Consider the following 18,956-nt stretch of genomic DNA (forward strand, 5'->3'; position numbering starts at 1 on the left):
AAAAATCGATTAGAAGAAAAACTAAGTGATTACGTCGTAATTTTAGAACCTGGAAAATTGGCAACAATGGGAATTATTAATGCTCATAAAGAATTAGCTATAATTGGAAGTGACGTTAAAGGCTGGTCTACTTACTCTTCCAGTAATTTACCTGAAATAAAATTCAAAATCGAAACATTTAAAAAATTTGTAGAATTAAACCTAGCATTTAAACAGTGTAAATTTACAGTAAACTTCATTGATATATAAGCGTTTGTGATGATTTGGTTTACAGTTAGATCAAAATAAAACAAAATCAAAACTATATAAAAAGTCACTAAAAATGAGTTCAGCAGGCAAGAAATAGCACCTCAAGTGGTGCTTATTTTTTTAAAAATTTTTGTACATTTTTGAAGTTAGGTCAAGTAATACTCCAAGAAGTTCACTATGATCACCAATCATATCATATAATTGGTCTTCTGTTAAAACACCACATTTTACTGGGATTTTTTCAATTTCCATATATTCAAACCATTTTTCACTACCATAAAAATTTTTTAATTCAATATAGTTATTGTAAATTGAGTTAAATTTTTCAACACTATCAATTAAATTAGTTAAGACTGGCATAAAAGTGTCATATTTGTTTTCCATTTGTTGAATCAGCTCTATATCTTTGTTATCCATTTGATAATCCTCTCTCTTTTAGCAATTATCTCAAAAAGTGATTTTTAATGCAATCATTAGTATTTAATAAAGTTATATTTAATGTTGAGATTGCCATTCTAAGCACGTCTAGATCACTGGAATGAGTGATTGCGCTTGATATTGTGCCAATTGGAAGAGATTCAAAAAATTGTATTTGTGATTCTTCGTTTTGCGAAGAATCAACCGACGTCGGTTGATATTGGTGTTATCTTAAATTAGAGTATGTATTCTATTTTTGATATGTTGGTACGTACAAACATTTGGATATTTCGAAACGTTACTAAATTTGTGTACGTTCACAAATTGGAAGTCGACTTCCATTATCTGATAACGTTATCATATTTGACTGTTGTCTAACTTAATTTGACAATTAATATTTTAAATCAAGAAGTAGTAAATAATCTTATTTTTTTACTACCAGACTGTCTTTAGATATTAGCTTTTCGTCACCCACTACAGTTGACATAGACCCACAAAAAACTTAAAAACCTTGCGATGTAAGACTGGCACGGAGAAGACCAATCTATCATCACAAGGTAAGAGTATTCAAATCTTACTTAAGAATCAAATAATAACAAATTTTAATTAAGGATAGTAGTATCATAGATTTTTCTAGAAGTTTCTTGAGGTGAAATTTTCGTTACCTGTCTTTTATCTTCTAAGAAATTACCTTCTTCAAGTGAAGTGGAGAGACCACTCCAAGGTTCCAAAGCAATGAATGGACTTTTATTAGTTGTAGACCACAGAATCAAGTTCGGAAAATCATCAAAATCTACTCGAAGACCTTTACCAGACTTCCTTGACCGAAGCGTTACGCTACGAGACTTGAGCTGGTCAAGTGTAATGGCATCATGGGAAAAAAGTGAGTAGTCCAAATCGAGAATCTTTTGATTTTCCAAAAAAGGTGTCCGATCTTGCAAATCTAATAATCCTGTCTCAGGAAAACTCTTTGGTATCGAGCAATACTCAACCTCACTAAATTCAATATAATAATCCTCATAGTTTTCACCTTCTACTAAAGGACAATTGAATGCTGGATGGGCTCCAATAAAGTAAGGCATTGTTTTTTCCATTTCCAAGTTCGTTACCTGAAATTCGGTTCTAATTGATTTACCATTCAAGGTATAAACAACTCTCAGTTCAAACTGATATAGGTAATTATCAAGCATCTCAGCATTTGGTTTAATACTAAAGGTCACGCTATTATCATTGACTTCTTCCAGAATAAATTCTTCTTTTCGAACAAAACCATGTCTACGAATAAGACCTGTAAAAAAGGGTCTTTCTTGAGGTCTATAAATAACCCAATCATTTCGTAAACTACCACAGATAGGAAATAGAATAGGCGCCTGTCCATTCCAATAATTTGAATCAGCTTGCCAGAGATACTCTATCCTATCCTTGTCTTTAATCGAAGTCAGTTGACCACCAAGTGTTTTAAACTGAACAGTAAGATACTCGTTTTTTAATTCGATAGTCACAACTAATTCCTTTCTTTTTATTATTGGAAAGGCAAATAATTTACCTCGAAGTGAATAGTCTCACGTATTTCTACATCGAGTGATTGTAAAAATTCCCATTCAAATGCTGGTAACTCTAAATCAGAATGGCAAATCCACTCTTTTCCAGTTGAAACATACCATTTACCACATTTTAGCAACGGGGTATCTTCAAGCTCAGGAATCATAGGACAATCTTCGAAACTAACAATATATACCTTTTCAAATCCTGCTCTAAATAAGTGTTGTACTTTTTCTAAAGTATCGGATAACAATTTTTTACATTTTCAAGTAATATTACTCTATCACTTGAGTTTCTGCTACTTTCTTATACCAATGAGCTGATTTCTTAGGATAGCGTTCTTGCGTGTCAAAGTCTACATAGAATAGTCCATAACGTTTTTCGTATCCGTTTGACCATGAGAAGACATCCATAAGTGACCAGATGAAGTAACCTTTAACATTTGCACCATCCGCAATTGCGTCTGATAAAACTTCCAAGTGTTTCTTCACGTAATCAATACGACCATCATCATAAACGGTATTATCTACAAACTCATCTTTGTATCCAAGACCGTTTTCAGTGATGTAAATTTTCTTGTAGTTTGGATAATCATTTTTCACTCGCATGATTTGGTCATACAAGCCTTCAGGATAAATAATCCAGTCCCAATCCGTTCTAGGCACATAATCTGGTGCGATTCGGCGACCAACACCTTTAATCTGGTACTTAGAACTTCCTTTTTCACCCTTACCATTGTGAATGATTTCAGTCTCACCATCAAAGGCTTGCATCCAATCACTCATGTAGTAGTTGATACCAAGGAAATCGTTCAGATCTTTAGCTGCTTCAAGTGATTGGAAGTCTTCATCACGAAGATCAAGTTCTCCACCATTTTCAGCTAGGATGTGGTTGACCCCTTCCATCGTTTTATCTGAATAGTGTCCAAGGTAGGTTGCATCCAAGATAAATTTGTTATGGATGATATCTTCTAACTCAGCGGCACGAACATCTGCTGGATTTTCTGGATCATAAGGGTATTTGGTTGGCAACGCATGTACTACACCAATTTCGCCTTTATAACCTTTATCTTTATACAATTTCACAGCACGTGCATGAGAAACCATCATATTGTGGTGTGATTGGAAGACTTTGGCAAGATCATATTTAATGCCTGGAGGGAATTTACCAACCAAGTATTGACCATCTCCAATTGGGCCAATTTCATTGAAAGTTGTCCAGTAGTTTACTTCTGGGAACTCTTCAAAACAGAAAGCGGCATAATCTACAAAGTGTTCTATATTTTCGCGGTTTAAAAAATCTCCATCTGAGTGAAGAGCTTCTGGTGTGTCAAAGTGGTGCAAAGTCACGAATGGCTCAACATGACGTTTGTGGCACTCGGCAAAAAGATTATGGTAGAATTCAACACCTTTTTCATTTACTTCGCCATAGCCAGTTGGGAAAATACGAGACCAGGCAATTGAAATACGAATACCATTAACGCTATATTTTTCAGCTAATTCTAAATCAACAGGATATTTATGGTAAAAATCACTTGCAGGCTCTGCTGTGTACCAATAATTGTCTTCAAGATACTTATCCCATGCAACTGGGCCTTTACCATCCGTGTGAGTCGCACCTTCTGCTTGATAAGCAGCTGTAGCACCACCAAAAATAAAATCTTTAGGAAGTGTTTTAATCATAACTATAAATCCTTTCAAAAAAAGCATTTGAGACGATATTCTGAGTTCCGGAAACCAAGGAAATGAAATGAAATGCAATGATATGGTTAACAATATTATAAGGAACTGAAAGAATAATCTCGTCTCAAATAACTTTTACAAATTTATTAATCAAACTGTTGTTGAACAAATGCAAGAGCACCTTGTCCATCACGTGTCAATTTGATATATTGAGCTCCTTCAGTTTTTGCAAGTTTAATACCCAATTTATCTGTTTCAGCCTTCATATCATCGAAGTTTGAAGCGACCTGTGGAGCCAAGATAACCAAATCAAACTCTGGCAACATTTCACGGTGAGCACCGTAACTACCCGCTGCTGCTTTGACTGGAACATTGTATTCTACTGCCGCTTTGTTCAAGGCATTGGCAAGCAAGCCACTTGTACCTCCACCTGCACAAAGAACAAGGACATTAGTTTCTTTTGTGATATTATTGTTTGCTGCTACATCTTCTTTAGCAACGCCTGCTTTTCCAAGAACGGCATCTGCTTTAGCAGTATTGAAGTTTACAGCTACTTTTTCTTTAAGAGCATCGTTTGTTTTACCAGAACGTTCTTCTTCAAGAATTTGGTCATCGTATGCCTTAACAAATGGGTAATAAATGATAGTATCAACAACTACCAAGAGTCCGGCTAAGATAAATGATAGAACTTGGAAGTTAGTACCAAGTACAATTCCCAAAGGACCAGGAGTAACCCATGGAAGGTTGGCAGAGAATGAGTTCATATTCAATGTGTCAACAAAGAATTTAAAGATCCAAACGTTGACAATCGGAGCGAAAATGAACGGTATAAAGAAAATCGGATTCAATACGATTGGTGCACCAAATAAGATTGGCTCATTAACCCCAAAGAATGTTGGAACAACTGAGGCACGTCCGATGGCACGGTTACGTTCTGATTTACAAACCCACATGAACAAGAATGGAACAATCAATGTAGCTCCTGTTCCACCCATGGTAACAATAAACATTTGAGTACCAGAAGTGATAACTTTATCTGCATGTTGTCCAGCTTGGATAAGATGCAAGTTGGTATCGATATTGGCATAAGTGATAGCAGCGATTGCTGGTTCGACAATTGAAGGACCGTGGATACCAACAAACCAGAAGAAGGCATAAGCACCAAAGATAAATGTAATTCCAAGGTAACCATCTGCAGCTGAGAAGAGAGGAGCAAGAAGGGTACCGATTGATTCTGCAACGGTTACACCAAGAGTTCCCTTAACAATGAGTTCAAGTCCATAAAGGAGAATAACCGATACAGTGAATGGAATCAAGTCTTTAAATACTTGAGAGATATTTGGTGGAACCTCTTCAGGCATACGAATAGTAACATTATTTTTCACACAGACCTTGTAAACATTAACTGTCACAAAGGCTGCAATAAATGCTGTCAAAAGACCTTTTGTTCCCATGAAGGCTGTCAAGAAGCCTCCTTCTTTTGCAGGCTCAGCTGCCATCAAAAGGAACCCTACCATAGATGCTAGCATCGTAGATAAGAAGTTAATCTGATTGGTCGCAGGTAGGTCACGGTTCATTGAGTCCGTCAAAGCTTTAGCGGTAGTACCACCAACAAAGAATGCTAGGATACCCATCGAATAGCTATAAGGAGTCATCAAGAAGGTCTCAATGTCTTTTGACCAGTGGAATCCCCAAGCATTTGGGACATAGGCAATAAGGATAAAGATAGATGAGAAAAGGATGACTGGCATACCAGCGATAAATCCATCACGAATAGCACGAAGATAGATGTTTCGAGAGATTTTTTCAAAGAACGGTTTCCCTTTCTCAATAAGTTCAATGAGTTTATGCATTATTTTGTTCCCCTTTTATAAAGTTCGATGAGGTGAGGAATCATATCTTTTAATAAGATAGCAGTCATTAAGTGGTCCTGACCATGCATCATGGTAACGCTGTATGGAAGTTCCTCCCCAGAAGCTTCTCGAGCCAACATAGCTGTCTGAGAATTGTGAGCCTCTGCAATACAGCTTCCTGCTTCTACTACAAGACTATCTGCCTTAGGGAAATCACCATTTGCAGCCGCTTTAAGCGCTTCTAAAAGTTTAGAGCGAGCATCTCCAGCATAAGCAACAATTTCAAACCCTAAGAGAGTCATCTCTTCACTGTTCATAACAATATCCTCCGTTTTATGTTTTTACTATACTTTATCAGTCCATGGACTAGCTGTTTTAACAAGAACTTTGTTAAGTTCATCAATATTTTCGAATCCAGTAGTACGCAACCATTCACGTGCTGCTTTTTCACCTTCTTTGATGTAAGGTTCTACAGATCCTGCCCAAGTAGCACGTCCACAAAGCACACCATTAAACTTGGCACCTGAGTCGTGAGCAAACTGCAATGTTTCTTGGAACAATTTAGCAGATACACCTGCACTTAGGTAGATGTATGGAAGGTTAGTCGCTTCTTCTTGTGCTTTAAAGAAGTCAGCAGCTTCAGCTTTACTGTAAACCACTTCACCATCAGCAAAACCTTCGACATATTTAACGTTAACTGGTACTTCTACTTTAAGAACATCAATGTTAAAGCGTGGATCAGAGAAAACTTTCATCGCTTCAATGACTTTGCGAGGTTTCACTTTTGCATATTCAACAGAACCTGTATCTGAGATTTCTTCATCATAAGCAAGGATTTCCAAGAAGAAAGGAATATCTTCACCGACACATTCAGAACCAACACGTTCAATATAAGCTTGTTTTTGTTGGTTAAGTTCATCTGAGCTGTCTACATCATAGTAAAGTAAGAACTTAACGGCATCAGCGCCTTGCTCTTTGATACGTTTTGCAGACCAAACATCCAAGCAGTCAGGCAAACGTTTTGTACTTGATGTATCATAACCTGTTTTTTCATAGGCAAGAAGAAGACCTGCTTCTTTATCCAATGCTTTTGTTGCTGGAAGTCCATATTCAGGGTCAAGCAACATTGAAGAAGCGTATTTTGTAAGTTCATCAGCAACCAAAACCTTTAGTTCTTCCATTTGAGCTACAGTTGGTTCTGTATCTTGATACTGTGCCATCAAACGTTTCAAAGCACCACGTTGGTCAAATGCCAAAGCTGAGATAACACCGTTTTTATCTGAAATTTTTTCCAAAGATTTGCGTTTCTGTTCTGTAAGTACCATTTTTATACCTCTTTTACTTCAATTTGTGAGTTTAGTGTTTCGTAATTAGTCATATTCACATGCCCTGTCATTGTTTCTTGAGCATTTAACATACCCAATGTCATCGCATGTTTTAATAAGTCAGCGTCACTTTTTTTACTATTTAAAGCTGATGCAATACCAGCTACCGTTGAGTCCCCTGATCCGACTGGATTAACAACTGGGATATCAGGAATATCTACCTTATAGAAAACATCACCATGTTTTGCAAAGGCACCGTTTCGACCTAATGAGACCACTATCCATTCGATACCACTAAAAAGTGACTCTTTAAGAACGCCTTTGAGTTCTTCAATATCTTTTGTTACTTCTTTTCCAAGCAACTGTGAAAGTTCCTCATTATTAGGTTTGATGGCAGTAGGTTTAGCCGACGATTTTAGAACTGTTTCAAGAGGTGCACCTGAACAATCCAAAACGACTGCTACTCCTTCATCCGAAGCAAGTTGGATAAGTTTTTCATAATAATCGTTGGGAAGCCCTGAAGGTAAACTTCCTGAAATTGTCACAACTTCTGATTGTTTAATAAGATTGCTATAGTGGTCAAGAAAGCCTTCTGCTTCTTCATGAGAAATTGTTGGTCCTTGTTCCAAAATTTCTGTTTGGTTACCCTCGTGTAAGATAGCAATACAGTTTCTAGTGTTTCCTGAGATTTTATAAAAAGCTGGACTAACAGGAGATTGTTCTAATTCGCTTTCAATAAATTCACCAATTTTACCACCTAAGAAACCTGTAGCAGTAACTTTATCACCAGATTCATACAAGACTCTAGTAACATTTAAGCCTTTTCCACCAGCTGTCTTACTAACATCTTTCACCCTATTCACTGTATCAATTTTCAATGTTTCTAGAGGATAAGAGATGTCTACTGAAGGATTTAGTGTGACTGTCAGAATCATTTGTTATACCTTAATCGTGGTAGTCACCACGGTCCCATTTCTCAAGGAATTCTGTAAAGAAATCTTCATCTGCTTGATGTGCATTATGTGTTTCAACGTGTTCGATTTTTGCAATCAATTTTTTATTTTCTTCTGTTGGTTTGTACTCAGCTTCAATGAAAGCTTCAATGATGTCATTCATAAGAAGACCACCAGTAATCATTCCACCGAAACCGATAACATTCGCATTTAACTCTTCTTTTGCATATAGAGCTGATGTCATATCACGAACCAACGCTGAGCGAACACCTGGAACTTTATTGACTGCATTGTTAATGCCGACACCTGTACCACAGATACATACTCCCAAGTCTGCTTGACCACTTACTACTGCTTCACCGACTTTTTTACCATAGATAGGGTAGTGAGTACGTGCGTGGTCATATGTCCCGAAATCAAGGACCTCATGTCCTTTTGATTTCAAGAATTCTGATACTGCCATTTTTTCATCTGTGACAATGTGGTCACATCCAATTGCGATTCTCATTCCTTAACTCCCTTTCTTAACACATCTTGTTAAGCATATCTACACGGATTTGATGACGTCCGCCATCATATTTACCATTAACGAAACCTTTAGCGATGTTTTTAGCAAGCTCATCACCGACGATTTCAGCGCCAACCGTAATCATTCGTGCATTGTTATGTCCACGTGTCATATAAGCTGAGCGTTCATCTGAAACTTCTGCTGCAACCATACCTTTAATTTTAGTTGCTACCATGAATGGACCAGCTCCATAAGCATCAATTACAATACCTAAGTTTTGCTCATCTTTATTTACTTCAGAGGAAACTGCCAAGGTAACATCAACAAAATCTTGTCCGTCCTTAGTCACATCAATTACCTCAAAACCTTCTTCTACAAGAAAATTTTTCACAACATCTTTTAATCTCGTACCTTTGAGATCTGCACCAACAACAATGGCCATTTTGACCACCTCCTAAATTTTAGAAAGAAATGCTACGTAGAAGTAGAAAACATTTTACAAAACGTTCGAAAAAACGTTTTCATCATTTCTTTGTTTATATAATATCAAACATTCAAACAAAAAACAACTATTTTTGTTTATTTTTTGTTTGTTTTTTTAAAAAAATAGATAACACCGTTGAATTATTGTTCATTTTTGTTCATTTAATCCATCACAAAATGGACGTGATATAGCTATTCAAGTATTACAAAAGTCTTTTACTTCTATAACTTACTGATTAAGAGGTCTACTTTATTTTCGTCTTACACAAAATCTGACCTAAGCTAATATACGTCAATCCTCTATTCTTATTTCATCATCTAACGTTTGTTTTTATTTGAAATTGTTTGTTTTACCTTAAAAATATTGTCTTTTATGATACAATTAAAAGAAAATTATCTTTGGAAAAAAATTACTTTATGAAAGAAGAGTCTTCATATGAACAAAAAACGACGATTAGAAAAAATTTTAGATATGTTAAAGATTGATGGGACCATAACCATAAAAGAAATAATAGATGAACTAGATATTTCCGATATGACAGCCCGCAGAGACCTTGATACTCTAGAAGCTGATGGACTTTTAACACGTACTCATGGTGGTGCACAATTGCTTTCCTCTAAAAAGCCACTTGAAAAGACACATATCGAGAAGAAAAGTCTAAATACAAAAGAAAAAATTGACATTGCTAAAAAAGCCTGCTCTTTAATCAAAGATGGCGATACTGTTTTTATTGGACCCGGAACTACACTTGAACAACTGGCATTAGAATTGAAAGGTCGTAAAGGTTATAAAATTCGTGTCATTACAAATAGTCTTCCTGTGTTCTTGATTCTAAATGATAGCGAAACCATTGATTTATTGCTTCTTGGCGGTGAATATAGAGAAATAACTGGAGCTTTTGTAGGTTCAATGGCTTCGACAAATTTAAAAGCAATGAGATTTGCCAAAGCTTTTGTTAGTGCAAATGCTGTTACCCATAATTCTATTGCTACATATAGTGACAAGGAAGGTGTGATTCAACAACTTGCCCTAAACAATGCTATAGAAAAATTCTTATTAGTAGACAGTACTAAATTCGATCGATACGATTTCTTTAACTTCTATAATCTAGATCAACTCGATACCATCATTACAGATAACCAGATTAGCCCTCAACACTTAGAGGAATTTAGCCAGTACACTACTATTTTAAAAGCGGACTAGAATTATAACTTATAAAAATATTGTTTTTGACCTTGATGACACTCTTTATGACCATCAACTCCCCTTTAAATGTAACGTTGAAAAATGTTTTCCGGCGATTGATATCCAACAAATCGATAACATTTACAAACGTTTCATATATTGGTCTGATGTTGCTTTTCCTAAATACACGAAAAAACTCATCAGTATTGAGCAGCTTAGAATTTTTCGCTGTCAGAAGACTATGGAAGAATTTGGCATCGATAGTATTTCTAGGACAGAAGCTCTAGACTTCCAAGCTGACTATGAATATGAACTCGATCAGATTACGATGATTACTGAGATACATCAACTACTGCTGGCTCTACATAAAAACCACATCCCAATAGGTATTCTAACTAATGGCCCTGTTGACTTACAGAGTCGAAAGCTCCAAAATATTGGTGGCTATCAATATTTTGAAAAGCAAAATATCATTATTAGTCAGTCCACTCACGGAGGAGCTGCAGAAAATAGCTATGAAGGTAATGTAAAAAACTTACAAAGTTACCGAAATGTCCAATTATCTAAAAGGGCTATAGAAATTCTTAAAGAGGAAATTGAGTTAAATCACCAACATATAAGATTCAATCCTGATTATAAAGATAATGGATGGATTTTTACTTCCAAAAGTCGTCATAAACCCGACTATAATGAAACACCTCTTCATTATAGTGTCCTTAACAATTTCCTTAACTCACCTGAAAATGGAAAATTAAATCGAAAAGGTAATCCAAAACGAGCAGGAATTGATATTGATAATAAACTTAGTTTTAATAAACATATTACGACCCTTATATTCCGTCATACGCATATTAGTTTCTTAGCAGAGCAAGGAATACCCCTAGAAGCAATTCAAGACCGTGTAGGGCATTCTAGAGGTAGTCGTGTAACAGAAATTTATTTGCACATCACTAAAAAAACAAAGGATCAAATTATACCTATCCTTGATACTCTTACACAATAAGTGTGGCAAATCTGTGGCAAAACATAAGAAAAAGGCTTGTCCATATTGGACAAACCCTTTATTTTCAAGCTTATATAACCTAATTAAGCTTTACCAGCTGATTAGAATAGGATGTTGCATGTTTTACTACGTCTTTTTCATAGAGTTTCACTAATTCGTCAAAATTTGGGTGCTGTTGTTTGAACGTATCGTTATGTTGAAAGCCTAAAACGAACGTCACGTTCCACATTTTTATTCCGTCGCAGGCAAAATAAAAAATCATTAATCTCCTGTTGCGACCGTAGCGGCTGAACATTATAGCCCATGACAATCCCTCCTTTTTAGTCTGTCCGAATATATGATTATAGTTATTACAACACGAAATCGTGTGTTTAGGGGGAGTAAAAAAAAGAACCCTATAGGGATAGGATTCTTGATACATGATTTTATACAATTTCATGTATTAAGATGATTTAGAAAACCGACAGTACGCCATACATTAAGAAAAACTCAATAAGAGCTCCTGCTATCGCCAAGCTAGATTTTTCTAAGTTCATTCTCTTCCTGTTTTGTGTTTTCGGATCATTTCTTACTTCTCTATTGTCCATATAATCTAAGATTTTTTTATAGGTTTTTAGATTTTCTTTATCTTGGATCTTTTGAAGTTTAATAGCAGCATTGACCATGATTACTATAAAAGTAACTGGCAAAATCAAAGAAAAATCGCCCCAGTATTTAAATAAGGATGCAGTAATGAGGGTTAAAACAAATGATCCTATAATAACCAACATTAATTGATTCATCTTAGCAATAGTTACTTCTCTTTTCATCTTATCGTCATCTCCTTTAATCAATTCGTCTAAGGAGATATTAAAATAATTGCTTAAAAGTAACAGATTTTGTAGATTTGGATAACTTTTAGGTGTATACTTAATTTATATAAAGTAACTTTAAAAGTTACTTTTTAAAGAAGGTGAATAATTTTGAGTGAATTTACGATTGCAGTACATGGGTTGGTCTATTTAGGTCATAACAATTCAATTTTTACCAGTGAAGCATTAGCTGAGAACATTTGTACGAATCCAGTTCGTGTTCGCAGAGTTCTGGCAAAATGCCGAAAAAAAGGATTAGTTCAAACGAAAAAAGGTGTGCATGGTGGATACTTTCTAACCGATAATTTAGAAGCTATCACTTTAAAAAATGTTTATGAGGCGATAAAGATCCCAATTATCCAAAATACTTGGCATTCAGGTTATATCAATGAACAATGTATGATTTCGTCTGGTATGTCAGAAGCTATGGATGATCTTTATGATGAGCTGAATAAAGATGCAATAGCAAAACTAGCAACTATTACATTAAAAGATATGGAAGTAAAATTATATGCAATACAAAATGAGAGGGGCACTAAAATATGAATGAGTACACTACAGACGTAGCCATTATTGGATTTGGTAAAGCAGGAAAAACATTAGCAGGTGCTTTAGCTAAAAAAGGAAAAACCGTCACTGTGATTGAAAAATCAGCTAAAATGTATGGTGGAACTTGTATTAATGTGGGATGCTTACCGACTAAATCGTTGACACATAGTGCAAAAATTATTGATCAATTATCAGAATTTGGCATTGAGCGAAATCCTGAGATTAACAACCAGTTTTTCAAACAAGCCATGGACTATAAAACTGAATTAGTAACCAAATTAAATAAAAAAAACTACCATAAAATTGCTGATTTAGATAACGTAACAGTCTTAGACGGTTTTGCTCACTTCAAAGATGACCATACTTTGTTAGTGGATACAGATACAGAAACGCTACAAGTTACGGCTGCTAATATCATTATTGGAACTGGATCTACGGCTGTTATTCCAGATTTTGAAAACAAGCAAAACAGTCCACACATCCACACAAGTGAAGAAATTTTAGAGCTAACAAATCTTCCAAAAAAACTAGGTATTATCGGAGCTGGTCCAATTGGATTAGAATTCGCTTCTTATTTTGCTGAATTTGGTTCTGAAGTAACTGTTTATCAATTCAATGACTCATTATTGCCACGTGAAGATAAGGATGACGCAGCAGCTATTTTGGAAAGATTAGAAGAATTAGGGGTAACTATTGAATTTAACGCTCAAGCTAAACGTGTTCAAGATACGGATAATGGTGTACGTTTAACATTTGAACAAAACGGCGAAGAAAAATCTGCTGAATTAAATGAAATTTTAGTTGCTACTGGTCGTATTCCTAACACAAATAAATTAGATATTGAAAAGGCTGGCGTGGCGCTCGGCGCTCGTGGAGAAATCAAGGTAAACAAGCACTTGCAATCTTCTGTTGAACACATTTGGGCAGTGGGCGACGTTAAAGGTGGACCACAATTCACTTATATTTCTTTGGATGACTACCGTATTGTTTTGCCTCAATTGCTAGGAGAAGAATCCAACTATAATTTAGAAACGCGTCGTGTTTATCCTACAGCAACATTTGTGGATCCAACATTTGCACGGGTAGGCTTTAATGAAAAAGAAGCAACTGAAGCTGGTAAAAATTATAAAGTTGCTAAGATGCCCGTTGCTACTGTTCCTAAAGCTCAAGTATTGCGTGAAACAAGCGGCTTTTTGAAAATATTAGTTGATCCAGAGACTGACCTTATATTAGGCGCAAGCTTCTTCAGCTACGAAGCTCACGAAATGATCAACTTAATTGCATTAGCAATTAATGAAAATATTTCATATAAGAGTTTACGAGACGGTATTTATACTCACCCTACAATGAGTGAATCCATGAATGATTTACTTGAAATGATTTAACTTAAATTTAACCACAAAAGAGGCTGGGACAAAATAAAATGGACCTTATAGAGATCTATTTTTCAGAGTCCACTCTATAGGAGTCATTTTACACTATTCACCTCCTATTCATTATTACTTATAACAGATAAGAGGTGAATATCATGCCCTCACTAGACGTTTATGTACCAATTAATAACTCTATTTTAGTACTTGATGAAGAAATAAAAGAGTGTCTATAAAATCGTATAAACTAATTTATATAAGAGATTCCGGAAAACATCGTGTGCGATATAAAAATAAATTCTATCAAATATAGAATTTACCCAAATCTTTAAGCCCATCATAGCGTAAGTTTCATATCTAAAAAGAGAAGATTGGATTTATTGAGTAAATTAATCATGCAAATATAACATTACCGTTACTATATCGCCACCGCTTTTCCCTATCGCGTCTCTAATTTCCTTATTGATTGAGATAATCTTATCTTCATCTTTCCTTGGAGCCAAATAAATGTTTTTCACTTCAAAATCGTCAATTGTACCAGATACTTTTAAATGTCCCCATCTCCCTTTATTATCAGCTGTTCCTGGTAGTCTAAGGTGATAAGTCCATGATCCAAATCCCTCTTTGTAATGTAATTTGAGTTTCTGATTGTCAATTATTTTTATCATTTAAATAGCCCCATTTCTCATTCACTTTATCTATAGTTATGATACATGAAACTATCTAATTTCATGTGTTACAACTTAATAGGAATTTAAATTTTATTATTAGATTTTTTAATCATTTACACGAAAATTAATTTTATAAAGAGCATACTCTAATGTGTGTATACACATAGGGTAAAAAGTAATCATCTTCCACTCAGTAACAACTAAAATTTACATTTTAGTTTGTTCCTCGTTTCAGACGATTCTTTTTATTTTTGGGGCGTTGCCCCAATCCCCATATTCTATTTTTTTGTTGTTGCCAATGGCAACTTCTTATACAGGTTTTTAGGGTTTAGCACGACATCACTTTATTTGATGTGTAAGTGCGCCTTTAAAATTATTTTATAATTTTTCGGACTGCAATTTATTTTATCTCTCCTACCCTAAATGCGACTTTCGTAAATTCCGTCCATTACTTCTGCATAAATTCTATTTATATCTGTTCCACCATCGTTGATATATTTCAAAATTCTATGCAAGCAAGCATTCATATACTCTGTTTCAATCACTAATTGTTCTTTACTACAATCACTATACTGACTATTTTTTTCTAAATTGTTGCTATCATAATATCCTTTGAATAATTCATCTATACTTTTCATTTTTATTCTCCTTTTTATTAATTATCTTCAGAAACATCTAAACCTTGTAACCAAGTATCTAATTCTTTTTTTAATTCACTTGAAGATTCCTTAAATGTTTCTCGTAAATGTTTTGTTAATTCATCATTTAAACTTTCTTCTTTCAAAATATCACGATATTTTTTCTTTGTATTTTTGGCTAAATTCCCCCATTCTGAATGGTCATAAAGTAATCCTTTAATCATAATCCTTTCAGTTGGTTTAATTTCTGGTGGTAAAAAATGTGGGCTTGCAAAACTATTTAAACTTTCATGAACCATATCATGCCAGTTGTTAGCTTTACCACGTCTTAATTGTAACTCAAATCTCCACCACGATTTTATTTCACTAGGAACTATTTTTCTCTTTTGTTCCTGTTCCAATTTTTTATTATACATACGGACTTGTCTTTCACTTGAACGACTGCCCCAGTATGCAGTTTCTAGCTTACCCGACCGTCCATAAATTGGTTTAAATGAAATTGGATCAACTACACGATATTGAGTTATAAAATCATCTGGAACATCAATCATATCGCAAGCTATATCTGCTCTTGAAAAATGTGGTTCTAAAAATAAATCATGAATAAAGTTTTTCATAGAACTAGCTAAAAATTTATTTATTTTATTTGGGTTAAAATCAATACGACCATATCCATTTTGATATTTTAGCATTTCAATATATGCAATATTTTCTCCATGTACATCTATCAACTGCCAAGAATTAGCACCTACATTTTTCAAATATCCATTATTTTCATTCAATCGCATTAACTGTTCAAAATTTAAAATCAATACGTCTAATTCAGTGTGATAATAAAGGTTTTCTTTCAACTTTCCAACGATAGTAATTCTATCAATCGACCAATCAAATTTTACGTCAAGGGTCAAACTTTGATACTTTAACCGCCTGTTAGATAGGGCGGCCAATTTTTCCCACTCATTTACGATAGTTCCATTTTTACTCAAATCTAGTTCCTCCTAAAAGAAAAAAAGAGATTCTTGGAAAGAATTTTAAAAGTTCACGTAACCCTTAAAATTCATTAACAAGAATCTCTAGTCTTGAAGAAACCTAAAAATATTCGTATAATGATTATGAGTTACGGAGCTAGTACAAGTAGTTTCCGTAATTAGTCGAGAAGTGTTGTCGCACTGCTCGGCTATTTTTTTGCTCTTTTTTCTGTTTTTTTTAGTATATCACTTAAATTTGAAAAGACAAAAAAAAGTACTATAAATAGAGCATGAGGGAATTTCATTCCCTCAAACTCCCTTGAGCCTCTCCTACCGAAATAAAGGACGCTATCGCTTATTATTTCGTTCAGTTATCGGCTTTCATAATCTAACAGACAACATCTTCACTGCAAAGCCACGCTACGCTCAAGGGCTTTTACGCTACGATAACGCCTGTTTTAACGATTATGCCGATAAACTAAACGAAATAAACGCTAAAAGCTCTTAGAAACGATTTTAAGCACTTTACAAACGTTTTGAATAATTTCTAAGTAAAAAATCCCCACCTAGTTAGTCAAAATTGCTTAAAACGCAAAATATGACGTTCTAGAACTATTCAAAACAAAAAGAGGACTAAACTTTTTTGTTTAGTCCTCTTTTTGTTTTCCTCATCGGTCTGATCGATGACAGGAGCAGTCAGATTGAAAATCTGAAATATATTCAAATTATTTTCCTAAGGGCGCACTTATACGCACCAAATAAATTTTGTGCGTTCCGTTGCGAAAATCAAACGTAAAACGTTTTTGATTTTCGTCAGGCGTGTTGGATAAAATTCGCTACGCTCATGTAAATAAAAACGTTATAAAGTATTATAGCGAGCTTACTTTTATACCTGTATAATTATATTTGTTTCTTAAAACGTAAATATGAGCCAAATAAGAGGTGTTTTTATGACGATAAACTTTGTAATCACTTTTTCTGTATTTGATAAAACATCAAAAGAAATTGCTGGAGCTTATCCCTAACGACCAAAGAATCTAAAAAATAATTAAAATCATGAAAGACCAAAACATTGTTTTCTAATTCTTTTTTTCTTAGATTTTCTCCTATGTCTTCAGGTTTTTTCATGGATTATTTCTCCTTTTAAAACTTGATTTTATTATGTTTGAAACTATGTTTTTTCTTATCTTGATTTTAACATGGAAATTTACATTTATTCCAATTTTCTTTTCTTTCCGAAAAGTTTTCTCGGTATAAAAACATTCCTGATTTTCATATTTGTTTAGTCCTCTTTTTGTTTTCCTCATCGGTCTGCTCGATGACAGGAGCAGTCAGATTGAAAATCTGAAATATATTCAAATTATTTTCCTAAGGGCGCACTTACATACCATGAAAATCATGGTATAAATTGCCAATATTTTAGATTAAACGTGTTGGAAAAACTCGCTTTGCTCATGTAAATAAAAACGTTATAAAGTATTGTAGTGAACTTCGCATGTGTGTACACACATGCAGTAAAAAGTAATTATCTTCCACTCGGTCACACCTAAAATTTACATTTTAGTTTGTTCCTCATTTCAGACGATTCTTTTTATTTTTGGGGCGTTGCCCCAATCCCCATATTCTATTTTTTTGTTGTTGTCAAAGGCAACTTCTTATACAGGTTTTTAGGGTTTAGCACGACATCAATTTATTTGATGTGTAAATGCGCATTGCACTCTTTTTTAGCGAAACAAGCCGACCAGCGTTTGAAACTTTTTAGTTTTTCATCATTCTATTTTAAAACGTTCTAAAACTCGATTTAAGCGACTTTAATTCGAAACTGTCTATTTTGTTCAAAGGGATCATTAAGAATGCTTAAACGAGCTTAGGAGATGTTTTATCTGAACGTAATGATCAAACGCCAGAAACGAATAAATATCCTCTTATGTCTTTTGTACAAGGCAAAGGAGTTACTCCAAAAGGAGAACGATATAATCGCAGCTTTTTAGTCAAGGATTCAGAAAAAAATATAAAAAAACTGAATTGGGAGATTTCATATATAGTTCTAATAATCTTGAAACAGGTTCAATTGGATTTAATAGAACTGGAAAAGCTGTTATATCCCCTGTCTATAGTATATTTAAGTCAAAAAAATCACGAGAAAGTCAATTTATAGGGATTATGTCTGCCCGAAAGGGCTTTATTTCTAAAATGGTAAGATTTCGTCAAGGTGTTGTTTATGGTCAATGGAGAATACATGAGTCTGATTTTTTAAATATTGATATGAAAATGCCCAATGATAAAGAACAACAATTGATTATTTCTTTTTTGAAAGCATAGACAAGACTATCGCTCTTCATCAACGTAAGTTAGATTTGTTGAAAGAACAGAAAAAAGGCTTTTTACAAAAGATGTTTGTTTAGGGTCTATAAATAGATAATAGCCCCTTAGAAATACAATAAAAACAGCCCCTATTATCTAACACTTAGATAATAGGGGCTGTTTTCTTATTTTTTATCAATATAACCCGTCCAAGGAATATACAAAAAGAACTGAAGAAATGGAATGCTTTTCGGATTTTCAGTATCAACTGAAATAAAAGTCTTAATGGGTATACCGGCTTAAATCATAGATACCGTAAGGGATTTTATTCTTTATTTAAAACTTTGCAACAGAACCCATTTTCCTCTAGGAAAAAATTAACTAGCACCACGGGTTTATTTTAG

The 18,956-nt window shown here is 34.4% G+C and carries 20 protein-coding genes and 4 pseudogenes; 7 read left to right on the plus strand and 17 right to left on the minus strand.

Translation table 11 applies throughout. From position 1 onward, the window contains the following. Positions 1 to 249: pseudogene (locus tag NE257_RS10910) on the plus strand (hypothetical protein); the annotation flags it as partial. 120 nt (positions 250 to 369) lie between these two features. Here NE257_RS10910 and NE257_RS10915 read toward each other — a convergent pair. From NE257_RS10915 to lacA, 10 genes are all read right to left on the minus strand, one after another. Beyond that, positions 370 to 666, minus strand: a complete 297-nt coding sequence (locus NE257_RS10915; RefSeq protein ID WP_215717140.1) for a DUF4298 domain-containing protein — start codon at positions 664 to 666, stop codon at positions 370 to 372. A 602-nt stretch (positions 667 to 1,268) separates the two neighbouring features. Beyond that, a complete protein-coding gene (locus NE257_RS10920) occupies positions 1,269 to 2,168 on the minus strand; it encodes an aldose 1-epimerase family protein (protein WP_251886471.1) in 900 nt (299 codons plus the stop codon). 20 nt (positions 2,169 to 2,188) lie between these two features. Beyond that, positions 2,189 to 2,461: a DUF3884 family protein gene (locus tag NE257_RS10925; RefSeq protein ID WP_251886472.1), complete on the minus strand. Its 273-nt coding sequence runs from the start codon at positions 2,459 to 2,461 to the stop codon at positions 2,189 to 2,191. Positions 2,462 to 2,483: 22 nt separating this feature from the next. Continuing rightward, positions 2,484 to 3,890, minus strand: a complete 1,407-nt coding sequence (gene lacG, locus NE257_RS10930) for a 6-phospho-beta-galactosidase (RefSeq protein ID WP_251886473.1) — start codon at positions 3,888 to 3,890, stop codon at positions 2,484 to 2,486. 146 nt (positions 3,891 to 4,036) lie between these two features. Then, positions 4,037 to 5,743 (minus strand): lactose-specific PTS transporter subunit EIIC, encoded by a 1,707-nt coding sequence (locus NE257_RS10935; RefSeq protein ID WP_251886474.1) that lies wholly within the window; start codon positions 5,741 to 5,743, stop codon positions 4,037 to 4,039. After that, entirely contained in the window at positions 5,743 to 6,060 is a 318-nt protein-coding gene (locus tag NE257_RS10940) for a PTS lactose/cellobiose transporter subunit IIA (protein WP_251886475.1), read from the minus strand. The genes NE257_RS10935 and NE257_RS10940 overlap by 1 nt, the downstream gene beginning before the upstream one ends. A 27-nt stretch (positions 6,061 to 6,087) precedes the next feature. Beyond that, a complete protein-coding gene (gene lacD, locus NE257_RS10945) occupies positions 6,088 to 7,068 on the minus strand; it encodes a tagatose-bisphosphate aldolase (protein ID WP_251886476.1) in 981 nt (326 codons plus the stop codon). Between the two features lie 2 nt (positions 7,069 to 7,070). After that, the gene (lacC, locus tag NE257_RS10950) at positions 7,071 to 8,003 is read right to left on the minus strand and encodes a tagatose-6-phosphate kinase (RefSeq protein WP_007209214.1); all 933 of its coding nucleotides are present in this window, start codon (positions 8,001 to 8,003) and stop codon (positions 7,071 to 7,073) included. Positions 8,004 to 8,013: 10 nt separating this feature from the next. Next, the gene (gene lacB / locus NE257_RS10955; protein ID WP_007209215.1) at positions 8,014 to 8,529 is read right to left on the minus strand and encodes a galactose-6-phosphate isomerase subunit LacB; all 516 of its coding nucleotides are present in this window, start codon (positions 8,527 to 8,529) and stop codon (positions 8,014 to 8,016) included. A 16-nt stretch (positions 8,530 to 8,545) separates the two neighbouring features. Next, positions 8,546 to 8,971 carry a galactose-6-phosphate isomerase subunit LacA gene (lacA, locus tag NE257_RS10960; protein ID WP_007209216.1) on the minus strand — a complete coding sequence of 142 codons (426 nt, stop codon included), beginning with the start codon at positions 8,969 to 8,971 and terminating at the stop codon, positions 8,546 to 8,548. Between the two features lie 477 nt (positions 8,972 to 9,448). On the opposite strand from lacA, the gene NE257_RS10965 reads away from it, so the two are divergent. Further along, the gene (locus NE257_RS10965; protein WP_048602921.1) at positions 9,449 to 10,216 is read left to right on the plus strand and encodes a DeoR/GlpR family DNA-binding transcription regulator; all 768 of its coding nucleotides are present in this window, start codon (positions 9,449 to 9,451) and stop codon (positions 10,214 to 10,216) included. Positions 10,217 to 10,235: 19 nt separating this feature from the next. Then, entirely contained in the window at positions 10,236 to 11,201 is a 966-nt protein-coding gene (locus tag NE257_RS10970) for a tyrosine-type recombinase/integrase (RefSeq protein WP_251886482.1), read from the plus strand. Positions 11,202 to 11,289: 88 nt separating this feature from the next. Here NE257_RS10970 and NE257_RS11705 read toward each other — a convergent pair. The 3 genes and pseudogenes from NE257_RS11705 to NE257_RS10980 all read right to left on the minus strand — a co-directional run. Next, positions 11,290 to 11,394: pseudogene (locus NE257_RS11705) on the minus strand (zeta toxin family protein); the annotation flags it as partial. Between the two features lie 19 nt (positions 11,395 to 11,413). Further along, positions 11,414 to 11,506 (minus strand): annotated as a pseudogene (locus tag NE257_RS10975) (tyrosine-type recombinase/integrase); the annotation flags it as partial. Positions 11,507 to 11,653: 147 nt separating this feature from the next. Continuing rightward, entirely contained in the window at positions 11,654 to 12,010 is a 357-nt protein-coding gene (locus NE257_RS10980) for a transcriptional regulator (RefSeq protein ID WP_251886477.1), read from the minus strand. 153 nt (positions 12,011 to 12,163) lie between these two features. Here NE257_RS10980 and NE257_RS10985 point away from each other — a divergent pair, with 153 nt between their 5' ends. Both NE257_RS10985 and NE257_RS10990 read left to right on the plus strand, forming a co-directional pair. Beyond that, complete coding sequence (locus NE257_RS10985) at positions 12,164 to 12,598, plus strand: RrF2 family transcriptional regulator (RefSeq protein WP_251886478.1); 435 nt, start codon at positions 12,164 to 12,166, stop codon at positions 12,596 to 12,598. After that, positions 12,595 to 13,986: a dihydrolipoyl dehydrogenase family protein gene (locus NE257_RS10990; protein WP_251850917.1), complete on the plus strand. Its 1,392-nt coding sequence runs from the start codon at positions 12,595 to 12,597 to the stop codon at positions 13,984 to 13,986. Before NE257_RS10985 ends, NE257_RS10990 begins: the two co-directional genes overlap by 4 nt. A 374-nt stretch (positions 13,987 to 14,360) precedes the next feature. Here the strand turns inward: NE257_RS10990 and NE257_RS10995 are convergent, their stop codons facing one another. The 4 genes from NE257_RS10995 to NE257_RS11010 all read right to left on the minus strand — a co-directional run bounded on the left by NE257_RS10995 (position 14,361) and on the right by NE257_RS11010 (position 17,376). Next, positions 14,361 to 14,639 carry a DUF1905 domain-containing protein gene (locus tag NE257_RS10995; protein WP_005875075.1) on the minus strand — a complete coding sequence of 93 codons (279 nt, stop codon included), beginning with the start codon at positions 14,637 to 14,639 and terminating at the stop codon, positions 14,361 to 14,363. Positions 14,640 to 15,061: 422 nt separating this feature from the next. Next, on the minus strand, positions 15,062 to 15,280 hold the full coding sequence (locus NE257_RS11000) for a hypothetical protein (RefSeq protein WP_208775907.1): 219 nt from the start codon (positions 15,278 to 15,280) through the stop codon (positions 15,062 to 15,064). A gap of 17 nt (positions 15,281 to 15,297) precedes the next feature. After that, the gene (locus tag NE257_RS11005) at positions 15,298 to 16,266 is read right to left on the minus strand and encodes a replication initiation factor domain-containing protein (protein ID WP_251886479.1); all 969 of its coding nucleotides are present in this window, start codon (positions 16,264 to 16,266) and stop codon (positions 15,298 to 15,300) included. Between the two features lie 951 nt (positions 16,267 to 17,217). Continuing rightward, positions 17,218 to 17,376: a hypothetical protein gene (locus NE257_RS11010; protein ID WP_007209242.1), complete on the minus strand. Its 159-nt coding sequence runs from the start codon at positions 17,374 to 17,376 to the stop codon at positions 17,218 to 17,220. 897 nt (positions 17,377 to 18,273) lie between these two features. Between NE257_RS11010 and NE257_RS11775 the strand changes: the two genes are divergently transcribed. Both NE257_RS11775 and NE257_RS11020 read left to right on the plus strand, forming a co-directional pair. Continuing rightward, on the plus strand, positions 18,274 to 18,570 hold the full coding sequence (locus NE257_RS11775) for a hypothetical protein (RefSeq protein ID WP_420871142.1): 297 nt from the start codon (positions 18,274 to 18,276) through the stop codon (positions 18,568 to 18,570). Positions 18,571 to 18,759: 189 nt separating this feature from the next. Then, positions 18,760 to 18,855, plus strand: a pseudogene (locus NE257_RS11020) (IS6 family transposase); the annotation flags it as partial. Positions 18,856 to 18,956: the final 101 nt, after the last annotated feature.

Source organism: Enterococcus italicus (genome assembly GCF_023743875.1).
Taxonomy (GTDB): Bacteria; Bacillota; Bacilli; order Lactobacillales; family Enterococcaceae; genus Enterococcus_G; species Enterococcus_G italicus.